The organism is Micromonospora salmantinae, from assembly GCF_022230905.1.
Lineage (GTDB): Bacteria > Actinomycetota > Actinomycetes > Mycobacteriales > Micromonosporaceae > Micromonospora > Micromonospora salmantinae.
The window spans coordinates 157,711-173,844 of sequence record NZ_JAKKFG010000043.1 but is presented as its reverse complement, the minus strand read 5'-3'; the positions used below and the strand labels follow the sequence as shown (position 1 = coordinate 173,844).

The following is a 16,134-nucleotide window of genomic DNA, read 5'->3' as shown; positions in this document are numbered from 1 at the left end:
CCCCGCGCCGACTCCGGCCAATAATCGCCGTCGGCTGACACCTCGAGAAGCGTTGTCAATTGCCATGTCGGCCACCTTCCGTCCGCGGGCGCCCGCGTGGACGCACGGGCCGCAAACCCGCGAACCGGCAGCAGTGTGAACCCTTCGGTTAGTGGCGCCCTGGAGCTTCGGTGGTGTCCGGCTGGAGGCCGGTGAGCATGGTGTCGACAAGCGAGGTGTCGTGTTTCGCGGCGCGGAACAGCGGGTGGTCGAGCGTCGATCGGAGGAAGTCCCGGGTGGTCGCCACACCAGGCCCTTCGATGGCGCACTCGTCGAGCGCCCGGGCCATCCGGGCCAGGGCCTGGGTGCGGTCCGGCGCCCAGACGACCACCTTCGCGAGGAGGGAGTCGTAGTCGGCCGGGACCCGGTAGCCGGCGTACCCGTGCGTGTCGACCCGGACGAACGGGCCGGCGGGCAGGTCGAAGCGGGTCAGCTCACCCGGCGTCGGTACGAAGCCGCGCGCCGGATCCTCGACGTTGAGGCGACACTCGATCGCGGTACCGCGCGGCGTCACGTCGGCCTGGGTCAGCGCCAGCCGCTCGCCGGCCGCGACGAGGATCTGTTGCCGCACCAGGTCGACGCCGGTCACCAGCTCGGAGACCGGGTGTTCGACCTGGAGCCTGCAGTTGACCTCCATGAGGTGGAAGTCGTCCCCACCGCCGACCAGGAACTCGAAGGTGCCCGCGCCCACGTAGCCGACACCGAGCGCGCCGGTGACCGCGGCGGCGGTCATCCGGTCGACCATGTGTTGCGGCAACCCGGGCGCGGGCGACTCCTCGATCAGCTTCTGGTGACGCCGCTGCACCGAACAGTCGCGCTCGCCGAGGTGGATTCCGTTGCCGTAGCGGTCGGTGAGCACCTGCACCTCGACGTGGCGGGCCGACTCGAGGTAGCGCTCGATGTAGACCCGGTTGTCGCCGAAGAGCAGCTGTGCCTCGGCCCGCGCGGACGCGAACTCGCCCAGGAACGAGGCCGGGTCGCGGACCACCCGTACGCCCCGACCGCCGCCACCGGCGACCGCCTTGATGATCAGCGGGAAGCCGATCTCGTCGGCGACCGCGCGGGCGTGGGCCGCCGACTCGACGGCGTCGGTAGTGCCGGGGAGCACGGGTAGGCCGAGGCCCGCCATGATGCCCCGCGTCCGGGCCTTGTCGCCCAGCGCGGCCATCACGGCGGGCGGCGGCCCGATGAACGTGATCCCGTCGGCCTCGCAGATCTCGGCGAAGTCCGGGTCCTCGGAGAGGAATCCGTAGCCCGGGTGGATGGCGTCGGCTCCCGTGCGGCGGGCCGCCTCGATGATGGCCGGGGCGCTCAGGTAGCTGCGCCGGCTGGGACCGGGCCCGATCTGGACGGCTTCGTCGGCCAGCCGCACCACCGCCGAGTCCCGGTCGACGGTCGAGTAGACCGCCACGGTACGCAGCCCCATCTCCCGGCAGGTCCGGGCGATCCGGACCGCGATCTCGCCCCGGTTGGCGATCAGCACCGACTCGAACACTGGGTCAGCCCTCCGACACAGCTAAGGCGATCAACCGTTCGCCGTACTCGACCGGGGTCGCGTTGGGCACCAGCACCTTCACGACCTCGCCCGCGCGGTCGGCTTCGACCGGGATCATCATCTTCATCGCTTCGAGGATCGCGACCTGCTGGCCGGGCACGACCTGGTCGCCCTCACTGACGAACGGGTCAGCGCCTGGCGACGGCGCGAGGTAGAGCGTCGCGACCATCGGTGCGCACACGTAGTGCAGACCGGCGTCGGCCTCCACCGGCGGGACCGCCGGGACCGCCGCCACCCCGGGTGCGCCGTCCGGCCACTCCACCTCGACCACCAGGTCGCCGTGCTGGAGCCGGGCACGGCGGACCGGACCTGGCGTCGACCCGATCAGCCGCGCGAGACTGCGGACCGCGGCATCCAGCGGGTCGGCGTTACCCTCCGGCATTCGTCAAACCTCCGATCTGTCGGAAGCGGGCCCGGCGCTGGGCCCGCACCTCCTCGCGGCTGAGACCGGCCAACTCCGCGAACGCGTCGACAACCGCCCGGTGCACGGCCGAGGCGGTCGCCCCGGGATCGGCCGGTGCCCCGCCGGGTGGTTCGGGAACCACCCCGTCGACGATGCCGAACGCCAGCAGGTCGCCGGCCTGGAGCTTGAGCTGCGCGGCGGCCTCGTCGGCCCGACCGGAGTCGTTCCAGAGGATCGCCGCGCAGCCTTCCGGGCTGATCACCGAGTACGTCGCGTTGGCGAGCATCAGCACCCGGTTGCCGACGCCGAGGGCGAGGGCACCTCCGCTGCCGCCCTCGCCGGTCACGATCGCGACGACCGGAACCGTCAGCCCGGCCATCAGCCGGATGCTGTCGGCGATGGCGAGGGCCTGCCCGTTCTCCTCCGCCGAGATGCCGTGGTAGGCGCCGGGCGTGTCGATCAGCGTCACGATCGGCGTGCCCAGCTTCTCGGCCAGGCGCATCAGCCGGGCCGCCTTGCGATAGCCGGCCGGTGTGGCCATGCCGAAGTTGCGGCTGGCCACCTCGGCGACCGTGTGGCCCTTCTGGTGGCCGATCACCACTGTGGGTCGGCCGTCGATCAGGCCGACGCCGCCGACGATCGCCGGGCAGTCACTCGCCAGGCGGTCGCCGTGCAGCTCCACGAAACCGTCCACGAAGTGGCCGATGTAGTCGAGTGTGGACGGTCGACCGAGATCGCGGGACAGCGCCACGACCGCCCACGGGTCCGCCGACTCGGAAGGCGCGGTCGCCCGTACCGGGTGAGGATCCGGCGCGGACCGGTCGGCCCCCGCGAAGGCCAGCAGCCGGCCGATGGTCGGCCGCAGGTTCGAGCGGGGCACCAGGTCGTCGAGCATGCCGCGGGCGAAGAGGTACTCGGCGGTCTGGAAGCCGGCCGGCAGCGGCTGACGTAGCGTCTGCTGGATGACCCTCGGCCCGGCGAAGCCGAGGCGCGCTCCCGGCTCGGCGAGAATGACGTCGCAGAGCGTCGCGAACGACGCCGCGACGCCACCGTAGGTCGGGTCGCTGACCAGCGAGATCGTCAGTACCCCGGCCTCGTCGAGGGCTCCGAGCGCCGCGCTCGTCTTGGCCATCTGCATGAGCGACAGCACGCCCTCCTGCATCCGGGCGCCGCCGGAGGCGCTGACGATCAGCAGCGGCGTACGGGTTTCGAGCGCCAACTCGGCCGTCCGGGTGATCCGCTCACCGACGCCGGAGCCGAGGCTGCCGCCGAGGAACCGGAAGTCCATGACCGCCGCTATCAACGGCTGCCCCTCGACAGTGCCCCGGACGCAGACGACCGCCTCGTCGAGCCCGGTGCGCCGGCGGGCGGCCTCGATCCGTTGCGGGTAGGGCAGGGTGTCGACGAACCCGAGCGGATCACCGAAGGCGCCGACCGGTGGCAGCTCCTCGACCGAGTCGAGATCGAAGAGCTGCTCGATCCGCTGGTGCGCGGTGACCTGGTCGTGGTGGTCGCACTCCGGGCAGACGCCCAGGTTGCGCTCGACCCGGCGCTGGTAGAGCAACGCCCGGCAGCCCGGGCAGATCAGCCAGCTCTTGCCGACGGGCGTGTTGACGGTGGCGGTCATGACTGCCCGCGTTCGGCCGCGGCCTTCTCCACGATCTCCCGGATGCGTGCCTGCTGCTCACGTGTGGTCCGGTTGAGGTGGGCGGTCATGCCCTCGTCGTCGGCGTGCCCGCCCGGCCGCATCTCGAAGTCCTGTACCCACCGCATCCGCACGCCGCCGTCCGGGATCTCGGTGTATTCCCAGAACAGGTTCATGTACTTGAAGGCGCCCGTCTCCAGCCGCCGTGCCCGGACCACCCGGTCGCTGCGGTCGGGCACCCGCTCGGAGACCCAGCTCCAGACCCGGCCGGCCGGGTCGGGGTGCATGGTCAGCCGGAAGACGACGGCCCCGTCGGCGGACGTCGAGAGCACTTCGGTGCTGGCGTACTCGCTGAACAGGGAGGGCCAGTTGGGGATGTCGTTGGTCAGGTCCCAGACGAGGTCGAACGGTGCGTTGATGACGACCGCGTTGTCAGTGTGTCCGGCCATGGGGTCACCGATCCGCGAGTCGTTGGTTGATGTAGTCGACGGCGAGCCGCGGCGTCTTCATGATCGACACGGCGTCGTCGGGGATGCGGACCTCGTACTCCTGCTGCACCCGCGCCGCCAGCTCCAGCAGCGCGAGCGAGTCGTAGCCGAGGTCGTCGAACGGCGCGTCGAGCGTCGCCGGATCGGCCCAGTCGGTCTGCTCGACCACGCCGGAACTGGTCTCCAGGATCCGACGCAGGTCGTCGAGGGTCAGCTGGCTCATGAGTTTCCTCCCGTCGGTCGCTGCCACCCGTCGCGCACGCCGCCGACCTGTGGCACCGGCGACTCGGGGTGCGGGACCTCCTCGGTGTCGACGTGGCCCAGCTCGGGGCGCGGCGCGAGCGGGCTGATCTGGAACACGATCAGCGCGGTCTCGCCACCGGCGTTGACGATGCGGTGCCGCTGGCCGCGACGGACCATGAGAGCCTCGTCGGGCGCGAGCTTGACCTCCGCGCCGTCGACGCGGATCACGACCTCGCCGCGCACCAGATAACAGAACTTGTCCGAGTACGGGTTGTACTGCTCCGCCAGGAACTCGCCCGGCTCCAGGCGGACCGTGCCCATGAAGCCCTCCGTCGCGTCGACGGTCTTCGGGCTGAGCAGGATCCGCACCTCGCCGCCGATCCGGTTGATGCCGGGCACGTCGGTGGCGGCGACCTTCACGATCGGTTGCCGATGCATGATCATCCCTTCTCTGCGACGAGCACTCGGAACGGCAGGTCCGTCGGGTGGACGGTGGCCGGGCCGAAGCCCGCCGCGGCGAGCGCCCGGTTGTAGGCGGCGACAGAGTGCGACTCCCCCTCGAAGGTCCAGACCAACATCAACACCGAGAAGAGGTACGGCGCCGGGTCAAGTGCCGGCGACTCGTCGCCAGTGGTGAACCCGACGATGACCAGCCGGCCACCCGGCTTGACCACGGAACCGAGGCGGTTCACCAACTCGTGCACCCGCTCCTCGGAGAAGTGGTGGGTGACGTTGGTGAGCAGCACGACGTCGTACGGGCCGCCGAGATCGGTGGTGAACATGTCACCCGGCAGGAACGACGCCCTGTCGCGCACACCGAGCCGCTCGGCGTGCTTCTCCGTCACGGCGAGCACGTTGGGCCAGTCCAGCGAGGTCACCGCCGCCTGTGGGTTGTGCTGCGCGAGGGTGTAGCCGTAGACGCCGTGGCCGCAGGCGACGTCGAGGATGTCGAGTTCGGCGCGCTCCTTCGTCCACGGCGCGAGCGCCTCGGCCATCACCTCGGCGGTCGGCTGGGCGACCTTCGTCGCGTACGCGGCGAAGTCCTCCCAGTAGGTGTACTCCGGGGTCTCGGCGTGCACGTCGAGCACTGTGCCGCCGGCCCGTACGGCGGCGCTGAGGTCGCGCAACGCGTCCCACTCCCAGTCGCTCGACATCACCTTGACCATGCCGCCCAGGTAGTCCGGACGGGTGCTGACCAGGTGGTCGGCGGCCGCCGGGGTGAGCGAGAAGTGCTCGCCGGTCCGGTCGGTGAGACGGATCGCGGTGAGCGCGTCGAGCAGGATGCGCGCGCCCCGCGGGTGGATGCCGAGCTTCGGAGCGAGCCCGCTGGCCGTGGCCGGGCCCGCGGCGAGCGCGTCGAACACACCCAGCTCGACAGCGGTACGCAGCAGGCTCGTCTTCTTGTATGCCTGCATCATGTCGTTGATGTCGCGGCGGGTCAGCGTCACGTGATGCTCCCTGTCTCGGGGCTCCAGGTGTAGAAGGGCGTGGCCTTCGAGTCCTGCAACTCGGTCATGCTGTCCGGCGCGTAGCGCTGCAGGTAGGCCGAGAGTCGGCGGTTGACCTCCTGGAAGTCCGCTCGGGCTCGGGCCGCGAGGAGCTTGTCGAAGACGTCGGTGTCGGCCTCGAGCAGGTGCATGTAGAGGTCCTGGTATTGGAAGAGCGTGCGCCGCGAGATGCCGACGACGTACGGCATGTCGCCCTTGTCGTGCTCGGCGAAGAGCTCGGCGACCGCGTCGGCGTGACCGGGGGCCATCCGCATGACCATGAGGGCGCGGTAGGACATGTGCTCACGCTCCCCGCAGGATCGTGGCCAGGGCGGCGGCAAGGGTCTGCGCCCGGTCGTCGACCGGGCCGGCGCTGCGCCAGGCGACGATGCCATCGGGGCGTACCAACAGCGCCCCGCCGGGGCCGACCCCACAGCTCGCGAGCCACGAGCCGTCGTCGGCGAGGTCACCGTCGGGGCCGGCGGTCAGCGCCTTGATCGGAAGCCCGGTCTCCGCCGAGACCGCCTCGGCCGCCGCGAGCCAGGCGTCGTCGCCCGGAGCAGTGGCCAACGTCCAGCCCTCGGTCAGCACGTCGATCGTGGAGACCCGAGCGCCGTCGTGGTCGACCCAGCCGTGCGGGGCACGCGATCCGGGTTGGCCGGTGAAGGTCAGCTCGCGGGGCAGCAGCTCGGTGTCGGCGGGCGCGCCGACGATCGCGTTGGAGGTGTACCGGTAGCCCATCGTCACGATGACGAAGTCCCGGTAGGCGGCCTTGTCCTCGTCGGCGAGCTGACCCCGGGTGCGGAAGAGCATCCACGCCTGGTCGGCGGTCGCCGCGCCGACCGGACGACGCTCGGCTTCGTAGGAGTCGAGCAGGCTCTCGTCGGCTCGTCCCTGAAGGACGTCGGCGAGCTTCCACGCCAGGTTGTGCGCGTCCTGGATGCCGGCGTTGACACCGAAGCCGCCGGCCGGCGGGTGGGCGTGGCAGGCGTCGCCGGCGAGGAAGACCCGCCCCGCCTGGTACGCGTCGGCGACCATGTGCCGCGCGTCCCAGGGCTGGGCCGACTCGACCTCGACCTCCAGCTCGGGGTCACCGGCCGCGATCCGGGCCAGCTCGACGCACCGTTCCGGGGTGAAGTCGGCCGGCGACTGTCCCCGCTCGGGGTAGTAGTTGACGCCGAACATCCACCGCCCCGGCTCGATGAAGAGCAGCAAACCCTGGGCCAGCTGGTTCATCAGGTAGATCAGCGTGAAGCGTGGTGCCGACTCGGGCAGGTCGACCTTGGCGCGGAAGATGATGCTGACGAAGTTCCCGGCGACACCGTTGCTGCGGTTTCCGATCTGGAGCAGTTCGCGGACCGGGCTCTTCACGCCGTCGGCAGCGACGACGTAGCGCGCCCGGATCGTGCGCGTCGTACCGTTGTCGTTGACTGTCGCGGTCACCCCGTCAGGGTCCTGGGTCAGCCCGATCAGCTCGTTCTGGAAGCGGATCTCCGCGCCCGCCTCGACGGCGGCGTCGTAGAGCAGCGGCTCGTAGTGGTCCTGGCCGCACCAGATCGGCCAGCTCGGCGTGAACTTGTCGTAGTCGACGTCGTGCGCCTCCATGACGAACGACTTGTGGAGGTCGGCCAGGGACTGGGCGCCGAGCATGACCAGTGGCGTGGCGCGGCCGGCGCGGACGAGGTCGAGTTCGGCGCCCGGCCCGACGATCTTCATGCCGGCCTGCTGCACGGCCGGCTCCAGGCCGACGGTGCGGAAGATCTCCACAGTGCGGGCGTGCAGGCCGGTCGCGCGGGGGATCGTCGACAGCCGAGGCCGACGTTCGACAAGGATCGGCCGGATCCCCTTGCGGGCCAGGAAGAGCGCGGTCGACAAACCGACCGGGCCGCCGCCGACGATCAGGACGTCGGTGCTTCCGTCAGACATGAGCGTCCTCCGTGTAGACGACTTTGTAGAGGTGGCGTTCCGGCGTGGCGATCGCGCGTACCTCGCCGAAGTGGGGGTGGACCTCGGGGTTCTGGAGCATCGCCGTGAAGTGCTCTTCGCTCTTCCACTGCGCGTAGTTGACGACCCGGGTCCCGTCGAGGCTGGCGTGGATGTTCGCCGACACGAACCCGTCGACCTTGGACATCACCGCGTCGGTCGCCTCGATCAGGATGTCGACGAGCTTCTGCTGGTTGGCCGGCTCGACGGTGAAGACGTTGACCATCGTCACGACCGGCTGGTCGATGCCGATGTGTGCCATTGCGGGCTTCCTTTCCTAGATCGGACGCGCTTCGAGCAGGGCCCAGCCGCGGGATGCGGGGGTGTTGACCAGCTCGAAACCGGACGCGGTGAACAGCGCCTGCCATTCGCGGAGGTCGCGCTCCTTGCCGCCGAAAAGCACCAGCATGTCGATGTCGATGATCTTGGCGTGGTCCCACTGGTTGCGCGGCGGCACGATCTGGTCGATCGCGATGAGGCGGGAGTCGGCGTCGCCGATCGCCGCGCGGATCCGACGTAGCAGCGTGACGCAGGTGTCGTCCGGCCAGTTGTGGACGATCGACTTCAGGATGTACGCATCCGCGCCGGCCGGCAGTTCGTCGGTGAAGAAGTCGCCGCCCCGCACCTCGACCCGCTCGGTGACACCGTGCTCCTTGAGCAGCGGTTCGGCATCGGCCACGACCTCGGGCAGGTCGAAGAGGACACCGGTGCCCTCGGGATGACGCTGGAGCATCTTTGCCAGGAAGTAGCCGTTGCTGCCGCCGATGTCGGCGATCCGGCCGAACCGCTCGGGCGCCAACTCCGCCGCGAACCGGTCGGCGAGCCGCCGGCTCCAGTGGGCCATGAAGCCCTCGAAGAACCGGTTGGCCTCCGGGTGGGCCTGGAGGTAGTCGTAGAAGCCCATGCCGAAGACCTTGTTGAAGGCCGGCTCGCCGGTGCGGACGCTGTGCAGGATCTCCGCGTACGGGAGGCGGTTGAAGTCGGCGCCGCTGAACTGCACCATCGGCCGCAGCCCGCCGATCCGGGCCGACGTCAGCCCTTCGCCGAGCGGGGTCAGCGCGAACGACCCGTCCTCCTGCTCGTCGAAGATGCCGACCGCGCAGGCCGCGCGCAGGATCCGCCGCAGCGCGTCCTCGTGCGACTCGGTCGCCGCCGCCAGTTGGGCGACCGGCACCGGTCCGTCGACGAGCAGGTCGGCGACGCCGAGTTCGGTGACCACGTAGATCACGTTGGCGATCTGTTTGGCGCTTCCCAGCACCGCGATCTGCCGTTCACGCAGGTCGAGTGCCTGCTGCTCGTCGAAGTTCGCGACGGCGGCGAGGCTGGCGTCGGTCATCGTCCATTCCTTTCGTCGGTCACGACCATGGCCGCGTTGAACCCGCCGTAGCCCCTGGCGAGGACGAGCGCCGCGCGTACGGGTGTCTCCCGCGCGACGTCGCGCACCAGGTCGAGGTGCAGGCCCTCGGCCGGCTGGCGGATGTTTGTGGTGGGCGGGATGACACAGTGCCGGATCGACAGCAGCGCGGAGACGAGGTCGAGCGCCGCCCCGCCCGAGTAGAGCCGGCCGGTCATCGTCTTGGGCGCGGTCACCGGCACCCCACGTGGGCCGAAGACCGCGGTGATCGCCTCGGCCTCGACGCGGTCGAGCTCCGCGACACCGGCGCCGTCGGCGAAGACGACGTCGATGTCGGCCGGTGTGAGACCGGCGTCGGACACTGCCATCTCGGCCGCCCGACGCAGACCCGGCGGACGGCCGGAGCCGGGCCGGGGGTCGAACGTGGCGCCGTAACCGGCGATCACCCCGTAGACGGCGGCCCCGCGCCGGGCAGCGGCGTGTTCGTCCTCCAACACGAGGATCGCCCCGCCCTCGCCCGGCACGTAACCCGACGCGTTGGCGTCGAACGGCAGGTAAGCCGTGGCCGGATCACGCCCCGTGCTGAGGAGACCGTTGGCGAGCTGGGCGGTCCAGCCCCACGGACAGAGCGACGCGTCGACGCCGCCGGTCATTACGAGCTGCACGCCCTTGCGCACCTGGCGTCGGGCCTGCGCCACCGCGTCGAGCCCGCCCGCCTGCTCGGTGACGAGCACGCCGGTCGGCCCACGCATCCCGTGGCGGATGGAGATCTGGCCGGTGTTGACAGCGTAGAACCAGGCGAACGACTGGTAGGCGCTGACGTGCTCGGAGCCCTTGCTCCAGAGCTTCTCCAGCTCACGATGGCCGAACTCGAAGCCGCCCGACGCGCTGGCCGTGACGACACCCATGCCGAACTCGGGCAGCGCCGACGGGTCGACCGACGCGTCGGCCAGCGCCCACTGCGCCGCCGTCAACGACAGCCGGGTCATGTGGTCCGTCTGCGCCATCAGCCGGCTCGGGATGTGATCGGCCGCCTCGTACCCGGGCACCTCGCCGGCCAACTGGGCGGGATAACCCGAGGGGTCGAAACGGCTGATCGGCCCGATGCCACCCACCCCGGCGACGGTGGCCGCCCAGAAGGCGTCGCGGCCCAACCCGTTGGGCGCGGCCACCCCGACCCCGGTGACGACAGTGGTCATGCCACACGCGCCAGGAGCATCGCGCTCTGGAAGCCGCCGAACCCGCTGCCCACGCTCAACACCACGTCGGTCTGCTGCTCACGGGCGGTGAGCGGCACGTAGTCGAGGTCGCACTCCGGGTCGCGTTCGTGCAGGTTGGCCGTCGGCGGCACCGCCCCGTGCTTGATCGCCAGAGCCGAAGCCGCGATCTCGATCGAGCCGATGGCGCCGAGCGAGTGGCCGATCATCGACTTGATCGAGCTGACCGGGGTGCGGTACGCGTGTTCACCGAGGCTCCGCTTGAACGCCGCAGTCTCGTGCCTGTCGTTCTGCTTCGTACCCGAACCGTGCGCGTTGATGTAGTCGACGGCGTCGCCGGGCAGCCGGGCGTCGGCGAGCGCCACCCGGATCGCCTCGGCCATCTCCCGCCCGTCGGGCCGCAGGCCGGTCATGTGGAACGCGTTGGAGCGCGAGGCGAACCCCACCAGCTCGGCGTAGATCTGCGCACCTCGCCGGCGGGCGTGCTCGAGCTCTTCGAGGACGAACATCGCCGAACCCTCGCCGAGAACGAACCCGTCGCGACTGTTGTCGAACGGCCGCGAGGCGTGCGTCGGGTCGTCGTTGCGGGCCGTGGTCGCCTTGATCGCGTCGAAGCAGGCCACGGTGATCGGCGAGATCGGGGCGTCGGTCGCGCCGGCGATCATCACGTCGGCCGAGCCCTCCCGGATCAGCTCCCGGGCGTGGCCGACCGAGTCGAGGCCCGACGTGCAGCCGGTCGAGACCACAGTCGCCGGACCCTCCGCCCCGACCGACCACGCCACCTCGCGGGCGAACGAGCTCGGTACCAGATAGTCGTAGAGGTGCGGGGTGGCGTACCGGTGGTCGGTCAGCCATTTTCGGCCGCCGTCGCTGACCACGACGTACTCCTCTTCGAGGCTCATCGTGGCCCCGACCGCCGTGCCGACGCTCACGCCGACCCGGGTCGGGTCGGCGACCTCGAAGCCGCTGTCGGCCAGCGCCTCCCGGGTGCAGACCACCGCCATCTGGGCCGCCCGGTCCATCCGGCGGACCTCCTGCGGCGACAGACCCTCGGCGACCGGGTCGAAGTCGGCCTCCGCGGCCACCCGCGACCGGAAGGGGGTGGCGTCGAAGAACGACAGGGTACGGGTGGCCGTGCGGCCAGCGGTCAACAGTTCCCAGAACGCCTTGGTGCCCAGTCCACCGGGGGCGATGACGCCAATCCCGGTAATGACCACCCGACGGTCGGATGTGCTCGTCATGGAAGACCTCCTGGCCGCGATGTCCGTGTGAAAGCTAGGGACGGCCGGTCGAACGGCGCTGGAGCGTCGGTCGAGGGCCTGTCACGAGGCCCTGGCGAGCCCCGGGCGCAGTGGCCCGCCGGCGGCCAACACCTCCCGCTGGAGCCGCTGGAGGTCAGGCGAAGGGTCCAGGCCCAACTCCTCACTGAGCACCCGGCGCAGGTGGTGGTACGCCTGCAACGCCTCACCACGGCGCCCGGAGCGGTTGAGCGCCACGATGAGCTGGCGGTGGAACCACTCGTTGAGCGGGTACGTGCCCACGAGATAGCGCAGCTCGCCGATCAACTCGCGGTGGCGGCCGAGCGTGATGTCGGCCTGGATGCGCAGCTCCAACGCCCGGATCCACTGCTCCTGGAGGTGGATCGCGTGCGCCTCCAACGCCGGCCCGAACGTCACGTTGGCGCCCACCGGCCCCGTCCACATGGCCAGCGCCCGCCGCAGCACCTCGGCGCCCTCCTCGGGCCGGTCCGACTCGATGTGCGAACGGCCCTGGTCGAGCATCGTCTCGAACACCTCGGCGTCGAGCTGGCCCGGCTCCACCCTGAGCAGGTAGCCGCGGGCACGGCTCTCCAGCACCGTCCGGTCCGGGGTCTCTATGCCCTCCTTCGCGAAGAGCTTGCGCAGGTGGTAGATGTAGGTCTGCACTGTGGTGACGGCGCTGCGCGCCGGATCGTCACCCCACAGCTCACGGATTATCGAGTCGACCAGAACGACCCGATTGGCCCGCATCACCAGCAGCGCCAACACGGTCCGCACCTTCGGCGGCGTCGGCGTGCAGATCCGGCCCTCGTGGATCACTTCCAGCGACCCGAGGATCTCGTACCTGACCACAGTGGTCCCCCCATTCCCCATAGCACTCGTCGAGACGCTCTCAAGCTATGGATGGGCGGAGGGTGTCGGAACGACCGCAGGTAGCGACATCGCGGGTTCTTCCGAGGATCGATGCGTGTCGAAAGTTGTACGGCGGATACCCCTTCGATCGCTCGATGCTTCCTCCAGGCAACCTCCACCAGGGGCGGGAAGACTCGCCGGGCCCCCACGCCCCTCGGGTTAGGAGTCACACATGTCGCGCCGCCTCTTCACCTCCGAGTCGGTCACCGAAGGTCATCCCGACAAGATCGCCGACCAGATCAGCGACGGGATCCTCGACGCGCTACTGGCGCAGGACCCGCACAGCCGGGTCGCCGTCGAAAGCCTGATCACCACCGGCCAGGTCCACGTCGCGGGCGAGGTCACCACGCAGGCCTACGCCGACATCCCGCGCATCGTGCGGGAAACGGTCCTGGGCATCGGGTACGACTCGTCGAAGAAGGGCTTCGACGGCGCCTCCTGCGGCGTCAGCATCTCGATCGGTGCCCAGTCGCCCGACATCGCGCAGGGCGTCGACACTGCGATCGAGCTGCGCGACGGTTCGTCCGGCGGTGGGCTCGACGCCCAGGGCGCCGGTGACCAGGGCATGATGTTCGGCTTCGCCTGCTCGGAGACGCCGGAGCTGATGCCGCTGCCGATCGCGCTGGCCCACCGGCTGGCCCGTCGTCTGGCCGCCGTCCGCAAGGACGGCACGGTGCCCTACCTGCGGCCGGACGGCAAGACCCAGGTCACCGTCGAGTACGACGGCCTACGCCCGGTCCGGCTCGACACCGTCGTGGTCTCCACGCAGCACGCCGCCCACATCTCCCTCGACGAACTGCTCGCCCCCGACATCCGGAACCACGTGATCACGCCGGAGCTGGAGGCGCTCGACCTCGACACCGAGGGTTACCGGCTGCTGGTCAACCCGACCGGTCGGTTCGAGATCGGTGGCCCGATGGGCGACGCCGGCCTGACCGGGCGGAAGATCATCGTCGACACCTACGGCGGGTACGCCCGACACGGTGGTGGCGCGTTCTCGGGCAAGGACCCGTCGAAGGTCGACCGCTCGGCGGCGTACGCGATGCGGTGGGTGGCGAAGAACGTGGTCGCCGCGGGCCTTGCCGAACGGTGCGAGGCGCAGGTGGCCTACGCGATCGGGAAGGCCCACCCGGTGAGCCTGTTCGTGGAGACGTTCGGCACGGAGACGGTGCCGCTCGACCGCATCGAGAAGGCTATCGGTGAGGTCTTCGACCTGCGTCCGGCGGCGATCATCCGCGACCTGGACCTCCTGCGTCCGATCTACCAGCAGACGGCAGCCTACGGCCACTTCGGCCGTGAACTCCCGGACCTGACCTGGGAGCGCACGGACCGCGCCGCCGACCTCAAGGCCGCTTGTTGAGGAACGTCGCCGGTCGCCAGGGCCTGTTTCATAAGGGCGGTCGAGCCGAGGCGGAGTCCGGGCGGCGATCCGGCAAGGCGCGGTTTCGTCCGGATACCGGTGTCGTATCCGGACGAAACCGCAACGCCGCCGGTCGTCGTCCGGGCCCGCCGCAGGCCGGCCAGTTCTTATGAAACAGGCCCTAGAACGGCGGGCGGCGCGGGCGTGGCACCAACCGGTCGTGTGGCAGCGTCACCAGTGACGCTGCCACCGCCTTGTTGACCGCGTCGATGCGGGAGACCGCGCCGAGCTTCGCGAAGATGCGACGCAGGTGGCTCTTCACAGTGGCCTCGGTCAGGTCGAGTCGCCGTGCGATCTGGGCGTTGGTCATCGCCTCGGCCGCGAGTTGCAGGATCTCCAGCTCGACGGGGGACAGAATGGCGGACTCCGCGTTCTGCACCTGCACGAGGCTCTGACCGGAGACGGAGAGCAGCACCGAGCCGCTGCCGTCCCGGGCCTTGCGGATCGCGGCGACCAGCTCCTCACGGCCCACGCTCTTGAGCAGGTAGGCGCGAACCCCGGCGGCGATCAGACGGCGCAGCAGGTCAGGGCTGTCGTACATGCTGAGGATGACGACCGCGCTGTCGGGCGACACCTCACGGATGCGGCGCACCGTGACCACCGGGTCGTCGCCGGGAATCTCGACGTCGAGCAGCACCACGTCGGGGCGTTCCGACGCCGCCTTGGCGACCGCGGTGGCCGAGTCGCCCGCCTCGTCGACCACGTCGAGGTCGGCGTGCACCTCGAGCACCCAGCGCAGCCCCTCGCGGACGAGAGCGTGGTCGTCGACTATGAGGATGGTGGTGGCGCCGGCGGGGGACCCGCCGTCGGACCGCGTCAACCTAACCCCCAGACCCCATCCCCGCCGCCAGCGTGCACACGATTGGCACCGTATCGCGGACGTGTGACACCACAGCTATCGTGGCGTCCTCCCGACACGAAGAACGCCACGATTGCCGCGCGATTCCGTCAGTCTCGTATGGACAGACGGACCAACTCGCCGATGCCGAGGCCCTTGTTGGCGATGTAGAAGCTGCCGTCGGAAGCGATGGCGAACGACATCGGGGAGTCCAGTCCGGTACTCGCCAACTCCCGGCGGCTACCGTCGCGCTCCACCCGGATCAACGCGCCGGTGGAATCCCCGGAGCTGAGCCCGTTCTTCGCGATCTCCAGCACGACCAGTCGACCCCGCTTGTCGAACGCGATGTCGATGATGTTGGTGAAGCCGGTCGCGAAGATCGTCGGCTCCTGTCCGGGCACGAGCCGCCACACCCGGGCGCCGCCGTTCGGGAAGGGGTGCCCGGTCAGCTGTCCGATGTAGAAGGCGCCGTCCGGCCCACGGGTGATGGTGACCGGCACGAACTGGATCGGCGTCGTCGAGCCGGGCGGCAGACCCCACTCCGGCGGCGCGGGAACCTGCTCCTGCGGCCACACGTGTTCGGCAGTGACCACGCCACGACGGTCGATCTTCAGCAGGTCGTTGGCGGCCGCGTCGAGCGCGTAGACGTCACGCCCGTCGGCGACGACGGCGTACGGCTGGCTCTCCGGAATCACCCCGTCGGGGTTGTTCTGCCCCTCGAAGGCGGAGAGGTCGCCGACGACAGACCAGCGGCGCTTCCCCTCGACCCGGAGGATGGTTCCCATCGTGGCCCCGGCCGCACCGAGCAGGTCGCGCGAGACCGGGTCGGTGCTGTAGCCCATCGCCACCAGGAGCTTGCCCTGCCGATCGAAGGCCAGGTCGTGGGCACCGTAGACGGAGAAGCCGCCGCCGGTGCTACGCAGCGACGGCAGGCCCGTCACGACTCGCTTCTGCCAGCCGTGACGGACCGCCGTGATCGCACCGGTCGAGCCGTAGCAGAGGTTGGTGCCGAACGTGCCGGGGATGCACACGTCGTCGCCGCCGAGCCCGGCCTCGGCGACGTAGACGATGCCGGCCCGGTCGATGGCGACACCGCGAGGGTTGTCGAGGTTGCGGGCGACGACGGTCAGTCGCCCAGTGGTCGAGGTGGCCGCTGTGGCGGGCGCGGCAATGCCGGCCACCAGTACCAGCGGCACAGCCAGCGACAACGTTCGTCGCATCGCGTCGAGCATGGGTTCTCCTCAGCATGCGGGGTTCGGATGCGAACGACGCTGCCGCCGTTGCCTCGAGG

17 protein-coding genes are annotated in these 16,134 nt (G+C 70.2%); 1 reads left to right on the top strand and 16 read right to left on the bottom strand.

Annotated features, from left to right (window positions below; genetic code table 11):
- Positions 1-148: 148 nt before the first annotated feature.
- The 14 genes from PSH03_RS26920 to PSH03_RS26855 all read right to left on the bottom strand — a co-directional run bounded on the left by PSH03_RS26920 (position 149) and on the right by PSH03_RS26855 (position 12,546).
- The gene (locus PSH03_RS26920; RefSeq protein ID WP_210781788.1) at positions 149-1,534 is read right to left on the bottom strand and encodes an acetyl-CoA carboxylase biotin carboxylase subunit; all 1,386 of its coding nucleotides are present in this window, start codon (positions 1,532-1,534) and stop codon (positions 149-151) included.
- A 4-nt stretch (positions 1,535-1,538) separates the two neighbouring features.
- Positions 1,539-1,976 (bottom strand): acetyl-CoA carboxylase biotin carboxyl carrier protein, encoded by a 438-nt coding sequence (locus tag PSH03_RS32635; RefSeq protein ID WP_151496891.1) that lies wholly within the window; start codon positions 1,974-1,976, stop codon positions 1,539-1,541.
- A complete protein-coding gene (locus PSH03_RS26910) occupies positions 1,963-3,624 on the bottom strand; it encodes an acetyl-CoA carboxylase carboxyltransferase subunit alpha (protein ID WP_238690778.1) in 1,662 nt (553 codons plus the stop codon). Before PSH03_RS26910 ends, PSH03_RS32635 begins: the two co-directional genes overlap by 14 nt.
- Positions 3,621-4,091 (bottom strand): SRPBCC family protein, encoded by a 471-nt coding sequence (locus PSH03_RS26905; RefSeq protein WP_112626174.1) that lies wholly within the window; start codon positions 4,089-4,091, stop codon positions 3,621-3,623. Before PSH03_RS26905 ends, PSH03_RS26910 begins: the two co-directional genes overlap by 4 nt.
- A gap of 4 nt (positions 4,092-4,095) precedes the next feature.
- Positions 4,096-4,353, bottom strand: coding sequence for an acyl carrier protein (locus tag PSH03_RS26900; RefSeq protein WP_210781786.1), 258 nt, complete (start codon positions 4,351-4,353; stop codon positions 4,096-4,098).
- A complete protein-coding gene (locus tag PSH03_RS26895) occupies positions 4,350-4,814 on the bottom strand; it encodes a cupin domain-containing protein (RefSeq protein WP_210781862.1) in 465 nt (154 codons plus the stop codon). The genes PSH03_RS26900 and PSH03_RS26895 overlap by 4 nt, the downstream gene beginning before the upstream one ends.
- On the bottom strand, positions 4,814-5,821 hold the full coding sequence (locus PSH03_RS26890) for a class I SAM-dependent methyltransferase (RefSeq protein ID WP_238690777.1): 1,008 nt from the start codon (positions 5,819-5,821) through the stop codon (positions 4,814-4,816). Before PSH03_RS26890 ends, PSH03_RS26895 begins: the two co-directional genes overlap by 1 nt.
- Positions 5,818-6,159: a TcmI family type II polyketide cyclase gene (locus PSH03_RS26885; RefSeq protein ID WP_112581708.1), complete on the bottom strand. Its 342-nt coding sequence runs from the start codon at positions 6,157-6,159 to the stop codon at positions 5,818-5,820. The genes PSH03_RS26890 and PSH03_RS26885 overlap by 4 nt, the downstream gene beginning before the upstream one ends.
- A 4-nt stretch (positions 6,160-6,163) precedes the next feature.
- A complete protein-coding gene (locus tag PSH03_RS26880) occupies positions 6,164-7,786 on the bottom strand; it encodes an FAD-dependent oxidoreductase (protein WP_210781785.1) in 1,623 nt (540 codons plus the stop codon).
- Positions 7,779-8,105, bottom strand: a complete 327-nt coding sequence (locus PSH03_RS26875; RefSeq protein WP_210781784.1) for an antibiotic biosynthesis monooxygenase family protein — start codon at positions 8,103-8,105, stop codon at positions 7,779-7,781. The genes PSH03_RS26880 and PSH03_RS26875 overlap by 8 nt, the downstream gene beginning before the upstream one ends.
- A 15-nt stretch (positions 8,106-8,120) precedes the next feature.
- Positions 8,121-9,179, bottom strand: a complete 1,059-nt coding sequence (locus PSH03_RS26870; protein ID WP_210781783.1) for a methyltransferase — start codon at positions 9,177-9,179, stop codon at positions 8,121-8,123.
- Positions 9,176-10,396 (bottom strand): ketosynthase chain-length factor, encoded by a 1,221-nt coding sequence (locus tag PSH03_RS26865; protein WP_210781782.1) that lies wholly within the window; start codon positions 10,394-10,396, stop codon positions 9,176-9,178. Before PSH03_RS26865 ends, PSH03_RS26870 begins: the two co-directional genes overlap by 4 nt.
- Positions 10,393-11,655: a beta-ketoacyl-[acyl-carrier-protein] synthase family protein gene (locus PSH03_RS26860; protein ID WP_238690776.1), complete on the bottom strand. Its 1,263-nt coding sequence runs from the start codon at positions 11,653-11,655 to the stop codon at positions 10,393-10,395. The genes PSH03_RS26865 and PSH03_RS26860 overlap by 4 nt, the downstream gene beginning before the upstream one ends.
- Positions 11,656-11,736: 81 nt before the next feature.
- Positions 11,737-12,546, bottom strand: coding sequence for an AfsR/SARP family transcriptional regulator (locus PSH03_RS26855; RefSeq protein WP_210781781.1), 810 nt, complete (start codon positions 12,544-12,546; stop codon positions 11,737-11,739).
- Between the two features lie 211 nt (positions 12,547-12,757).
- Here PSH03_RS26855 and metK point away from each other — a divergent pair, with 211 nt between their 5' ends.
- Positions 12,758-13,945: a methionine adenosyltransferase gene (metK, locus tag PSH03_RS26850; protein ID WP_238683686.1), complete on the top strand. Its 1,188-nt coding sequence runs from the start codon at positions 12,758-12,760 to the stop codon at positions 13,943-13,945.
- A gap of 181 nt (positions 13,946-14,126) precedes the next feature.
- Here the strand turns inward: metK and PSH03_RS26845 are convergent, their stop codons facing one another.
- Together PSH03_RS26845 and PSH03_RS26840 are read right to left on the bottom strand one after the other, a co-directional pair.
- Complete coding sequence (locus PSH03_RS26845; protein WP_181539555.1) at positions 14,127-14,825, bottom strand: response regulator; 699 nt, start codon at positions 14,823-14,825, stop codon at positions 14,127-14,129.
- Positions 14,826-14,953: 128 nt separating this feature from the next.
- On the bottom strand, positions 14,954-16,075 hold the full coding sequence (locus PSH03_RS26840; RefSeq protein ID WP_210781779.1) for a ScyD/ScyE family protein: 1,122 nt from the start codon (positions 16,073-16,075) through the stop codon (positions 14,954-14,956).
- Positions 16,076-16,134: the final 59 nt, after the last annotated feature.

Bases quoted from the DNA above. Each gene is read 5' to 3' on its own strand.
- PSH03_RS32635 (WP_151496891.1), bottom strand. From the start codon at position 1,976: ATGCCGGAGGGTAACGCCGACCCGCTGGATGCCGCGGTCCGCAGTCTC.
- PSH03_RS26910 (WP_238690778.1), bottom strand. From the start codon at position 3,624: ATGACCGCCACCGTCAACACGCCCGTCGGCAAGAGCTGGCTGATCTGC.
- PSH03_RS26905 (WP_112626174.1), bottom strand. From the start codon at position 4,091: ATGGCCGGACACACTGACAACGCGGTCGTCATCAACGCACCGTTCGAC.
- PSH03_RS26900 (WP_210781786.1), bottom strand. From the start codon at position 4,353: ATGAGCCAGCTGACCCTCGACGACCTGCGTCGGATCCTGGAGACCAGT.
- PSH03_RS26885 (WP_112581708.1), bottom strand. From the start codon at position 6,159: ATGTCCTACCGCGCCCTCATGGTCATGCGGATGGCCCCCGGTCACGCC.
- PSH03_RS26880 (WP_210781785.1), bottom strand. From the start codon at position 7,786: ATGTCTGACGGAAGCACCGACGTCCTGATCGTCGGCGGCGGCCCGGTC.
- PSH03_RS26875 (WP_210781784.1), bottom strand. From the start codon at position 8,105: ATGGCACACATCGGCATCGACCAGCCGGTCGTGACGATGGTCAACGTC.
- PSH03_RS26870 (WP_210781783.1), bottom strand. From the start codon at position 9,179: ATGACCGACGCCAGCCTCGCCGCCGTCGCGAACTTCGACGAGCAGCAG.
- PSH03_RS26865 (WP_210781782.1), bottom strand. From the start codon at position 10,396: ATGACCACTGTCGTCACCGGGGTCGGGGTGGCCGCGCCCAACGGGTTG.
- PSH03_RS26860 (WP_238690776.1), bottom strand. From the start codon at position 11,655: ATGACGAGCACATCCGACCGTCGGGTGGTCATTACCGGGATTGGCGTC.
- PSH03_RS26855 (WP_210781781.1), bottom strand. From the start codon at position 12,546: ATGGGGAATGGGGGGACCACTGTGGTCAGGTACGAGATCCTCGGGTCG.
- metK (WP_238683686.1), top strand. From the start codon at position 12,758: ATGTCGCGCCGCCTCTTCACCTCCGAGTCGGTCACCGAAGGTCATCCC.
- PSH03_RS26840 (WP_210781779.1), bottom strand. From the start codon at position 16,075: ATGCTCGACGCGATGCGACGAACGTTGTCGCTGGCTGTGCCGCTGGTA.